General features: G+C 68.2%; 7 protein-coding genes and 1 pseudogene. 4 read left to right on the forward strand and 4 right to left on the reverse strand.

The window, feature by feature from the left end; all coding sequences use genetic code 11:
* Nucleotides 1-147: DUF2110 family protein (locus tag GRX66_RS17545; RefSeq protein ID WP_159527662.1), on the reverse strand; the 147-nt coding region annotated here is incomplete at its 3' end.
* 7 nt (nucleotides 148-154) lie between these two features.
* On the opposite strand from GRX66_RS17545, the gene GRX66_RS17550 reads away from it, so the two are divergent.
* Entirely contained in the window at nucleotides 155-556 is a 402-nt protein-coding gene (locus tag GRX66_RS17550; protein ID WP_233745638.1) for a DUF7530 family protein, read from the forward strand.
* On the opposite strand, the gene GRX66_RS19655 is transcribed toward GRX66_RS17550, so the two are convergent.
* Nucleotides 553-726, reverse strand: coding sequence for a DUF5786 family protein (locus GRX66_RS19655; RefSeq protein ID WP_233745639.1), 174 nt, complete (start codon nucleotides 724-726; stop codon nucleotides 553-555). The genes GRX66_RS17550 and GRX66_RS19655 overlap by 4 nt on opposite strands.
* Before the next feature lie 65 nt (nucleotides 727-791).
* Entirely contained in the window at nucleotides 792-1076 is a 285-nt protein-coding gene (locus GRX66_RS17555) for a DUF5789 family protein (protein WP_159527663.1), read from the reverse strand.
* 211 nt (nucleotides 1077-1287) lie between these two features.
* Between GRX66_RS17555 and GRX66_RS17560 the strand changes: the two are divergent.
* Nucleotides 1288-2087, forward strand: a pseudogene (locus tag GRX66_RS17560) (PHP domain-containing protein).
* A gap of 146 nt (nucleotides 2088-2233) precedes the next feature.
* Nucleotides 2234-2395: a DUF6757 family protein gene (locus GRX66_RS19660; protein WP_201293081.1), complete on the forward strand. Its 162-nt coding sequence runs from the start codon at nucleotides 2234-2236 to the stop codon at nucleotides 2393-2395.
* 127 nt (nucleotides 2396-2522) lie between these two features.
* On the opposite strand, the gene GRX66_RS17565 is transcribed toward GRX66_RS19660, so the two are convergent.
* Entirely contained in the window at nucleotides 2523-2849 is a 327-nt protein-coding gene (locus GRX66_RS17565; RefSeq protein ID WP_159527664.1) for a 4Fe-4S dicluster domain-containing protein, read from the reverse strand.
* A 173-nt stretch (nucleotides 2850-3022) separates the two neighbouring features.
* Between GRX66_RS17565 and GRX66_RS17570 the strand changes: the two genes are divergently transcribed.
* The coding region (locus tag GRX66_RS17570) for a cupin domain-containing protein (RefSeq protein ID WP_325064181.1) at nucleotides 3023-3425 on the forward strand (403 nt) is incomplete at its 3' end.

Here is a 3425-nt window from a genome sequence, read left to right on the forward strand (position 1 = left end):
GTCGTCGTGGCGCACACCGAGTTCGAACTCCACGTCCAGGTCGCCGACGTCGTTGTCGACCTGCGACCGGAGGCTGTCCAGCGACCGCTCCCGAGCGTCGCCCTCGACGTAGAGTTTCGTTGCGAGCCTCCTGTTCGCGTCCAGCATCGAGGTGGTGCTGGGCGTCGTCGCGTACGTCGCGCTGTTGACGTACCTGTTCGTCTACGACCCGCGGGACGGTGCGACGCTGTTCGCGGGGTTGCTGGGGGAACGGCCGCCCGTGCTCCCGGCGGCGTTCGCGCTGCTGGTGCTGTGGGACGTCTGCTACCGCATCGGAACCGGGTGGTGGGCGGCGGTCGTCGCGATCTGGCGGTCGCTCACGTACGACTTCGACGCTGACACCACCGCCGTCGTGCGGGCCGTCGACCGACGCACGCTGGCGTTCGGCGCGCTCCAGGCGGTCCTCGTGCCGTTCGTGTGGGGACACCTGCCGCTGGTCGTGGCAGTCGCTGGCCACGTCGTCGCCGTCGTCGGCGTGTCCGCTGCGTCGCTACTCGTGCTAAAACAGCGTGGCTAGTTGGACTGCATCTGCTGGAACTGGTCGAGCAGTTCTTCCGCGGAGTCGCCGGACTCGAACTCTACAGACCCCTCGTACGACGTTCGCGTGTCGTCGTCTGCGACCTCGACGTTGTTGTTCTTCGCTTCGCGGCGCTCGTGCTCGTCCTCGTCATAGGCACCCATTGACATGGCAACTACACCCACGATTAGAGGTAGGTCACTAAGAATGTAACGGATGTTCACACGCTCGCCCGTCAGAACGAAACCTGGCGGGGGCCGTTGGTCCCCATCGGCATCGGGTCGCGGTCACTGTACCCGATGCGACCCACGGCGGCGGCGTCGAGCACGCCGTAGACGGCGAAGGTGGCGTCCCGGGCGGACTCGAAGCGCTGCTCGCCAGTGCGTTCGATGAGCACTTCGAGTGCTTCCTCGCCGTCCGGGTAGTCGAGTTCGTGGTCGCCGCAGGCGTCGGCGAGTTCGTCGGCGGTCAGCGGGTAGTTCTGGGAGGCCAGGACGTCTGCCGTCTCACGGAGTGTCATCACCTGTCCGAAGCACGCGACCACACAAGAAGGTTCCCCATGAACGATGATAAAGGATTAAAATTCATTAAGGTTCCTTGTGCGACACGGCGTCGCACGATTCGTGGCCGCCCACCACCGCGACTCGCGCTACCGCGACTCACGCTACCGCGGGCCCGGCCGGTCCACGAGAGACCGCGTGGTTTAGGTGGCGGCGCGCTCGCTCACCAGTATGGTATACGCGGACCTCCACGTCCACACCCAGAACTCGGACGGGACCCTCACGCTCGCCGACGTCCCGGGCGCCGCCAGGGAGGCCGGCGTGCGCGTCGTCGCCATCACGGACCACGACCGCCTCCACCCCGGCCTCGACGACCCCGTGACCGAACTGGACGGCGTCCGGCTCGTCCACGGCATCGAGCTCCGCGTGGAGGCCGGCGACCAGCGACTCGACCTGCTCGGCTACGGCGTCTCCCAGACGGACGCCCTCGCCGCGGAGACCGAACGCATCCAGCGCGACCGCGTCGAACGCGGCCGCCGCATCATCGAGAACGTCGAGGACGCGCTCGGCGTCTCCCTCCCCGTCGAACCCCGGGAGGGCCTCGGGCGCCCCCACATCGCCCGCGGCGTCGTCGGCCACGACGACACCGACTACGATTCCGTCGGCGCCGTCTTCGACGACCTCATCGGCGACGACGGCCCGTGTTTCGCGCCCGCGACGTCCCCGACTTCGAGACGGGCGTCGACCTCCTCTCGGAGGCCTGCGGCCTCGTCGGCCTCGCGCACCCGCTGCGCTACCCCGACCCCGAGGCCGCGCTCGCGCGCTGCGACGCGCTCGACGCCGTCGAACGCTACTACCCCTACGACCGTCCGCTCGGCGCCGACCCGACCGCGGACGGACCCGCGAAGGTGGACGCCGCCATCGAAACCCACGACCTCATCGCGACTGGCGGCAGCGACGCCCACGACTTCGAACTCGGGAAAGCCGGCCTCGACGAGGCCGCCTTCGGCGCCGTCCGCGACCGCCTCTGAGTCGCGGCCGGCTCTAACCTTCGACCGCCCCCCGACGGCCGTTTTGCTCGAATCGTGACTACCCTGTGCCACGGCAGTATGTGACACTGTCTCTGACGACTTCCGATGCCGTGAGGTTCAGGTAGCCCCAGGTGCAACGGGTACGTATGCAGTGTCACTACTGCGACCGCGACGCCGACCTCACCGTCGAGAAGGGCGGGCTGAAGGTCGCGGTCTGCGAGGAGCACTTCCAGGAGCGGCTCGACGAACTCTCGGACAGCGAAGCGCTCCAGCAGCTCCGAGAGCAACTCGAGATCGAGCGGTCGTAGCGTCCGCGGTCCGGGACACGCTGCCCGAAGCGGCCCCGAGCGCGAACCGACGCCCTCCGCGTCTCTACGAATCGTTGAACGCCACTGAGACGCGTCTGCGGTGTGCGCCGGCAGTGAGCGGCTCCCGTCAGTCGCCGGCGCGGCCGGCGTCGACGTCGATGGCGTCGACGGGGCAGACGTCGACGCAGAGCATGCAGTCGATGCACTGACTCTCGTTTGCGGGGTCGGCTTTGAGTTCGGATTCGGGGTGGTCGGGGGTGTCGACCCACTCGAAGACGTCGACGGGGCAGTCCTCGACGCAGGCGCCGTCGGCGATGCAGATGTCGAAGTCGACGGCGACGTGGGTGCCGTGGATGCCGAGTTTCTCCGGTTCGTCGACCGGCCCCCAGACGTCGTGGCCCTTGTGAGTGTCCACTTGCTCGCGGTTGTCGTCGAACTGCGGGTCGATTGCCATACGCTGGTCTCCGTCTGCCAGTGGTATCAACGATGCGGGTCCCGCGTTCGGCTCCCCGCCCAGATTCGTACAGTGATGCCGGCTATGCTACGACGTCACGGACGCGCTCGGGGCGCCGCGACCGCAGCCGCCCAGTCTTAACTGTTATCCGGGCTTGCGCCGTCCCCTCCTGTATGCGAACCGTACGCCTCGACGACCTCGACTCCCGGATGGGCCCGGCCGACAGAACGCTCCCGCTGACCGACGTGCTCGGCGCGGCGAACGTCGCGCTCAACTACTACGAACTCGAGACGGGCGACAGCTTCGCGTACGGCGTCCACGCCCACGAGAACCAGGAAGAGATTTTCTACGTGCTCGACGGCACCGTGACGTTCCGGACGCTGGACGTCGGCGAATCCGGGGGCGTGGAAGGCGACGAACGCGAGGTCAGCGCGGGGGAACTCGCGCGCTTCGCGCCCGGGGAGTTCCAGCGCGGCGTCAAACGAGGGCGACGAGCGCGTCCGCGCGCTGGCAATCGGCGCGCCGCAGGACGCCCGGCGAGACGGAGATTTCTCCGCGAGTGCGAGGACTGCGGCG

It is taken from the genome of Halobacterium bonnevillei (genome assembly GCF_009831555.1).
In the GTDB taxonomy this organism is placed as follows: Archaea; Halobacteriota; Halobacteria; order Halobacteriales; family Halobacteriaceae; genus Halobacterium; species Halobacterium bonnevillei.

Bases quoted from the DNA above. Each gene is read 5' to 3' on its own strand.
- GRX66_RS19655 (WP_233745639.1), bottom strand. From the start codon at position 726: ATGTCAATGGGTGCCTATGACGAGGACGAGCACGAGCGCCGCGAAGCG.
- GRX66_RS17555 (WP_159527663.1), bottom strand. From the start codon at position 1,076: ATGACACTCCGTGAGACGGCAGACGTCCTGGCCTCCCAGAACTACCCG.
- GRX66_RS19660 (WP_201293081.1), top strand. From the start codon at position 2,234: ATGCAGTGTCACTACTGCGACCGCGACGCCGACCTCACCGTCGAGAAG.
- GRX66_RS17565 (WP_159527664.1), bottom strand. From the start codon at position 2,849: ATGGCAATCGACCCGCAGTTCGACGACAACCGCGAGCAAGTGGACACT.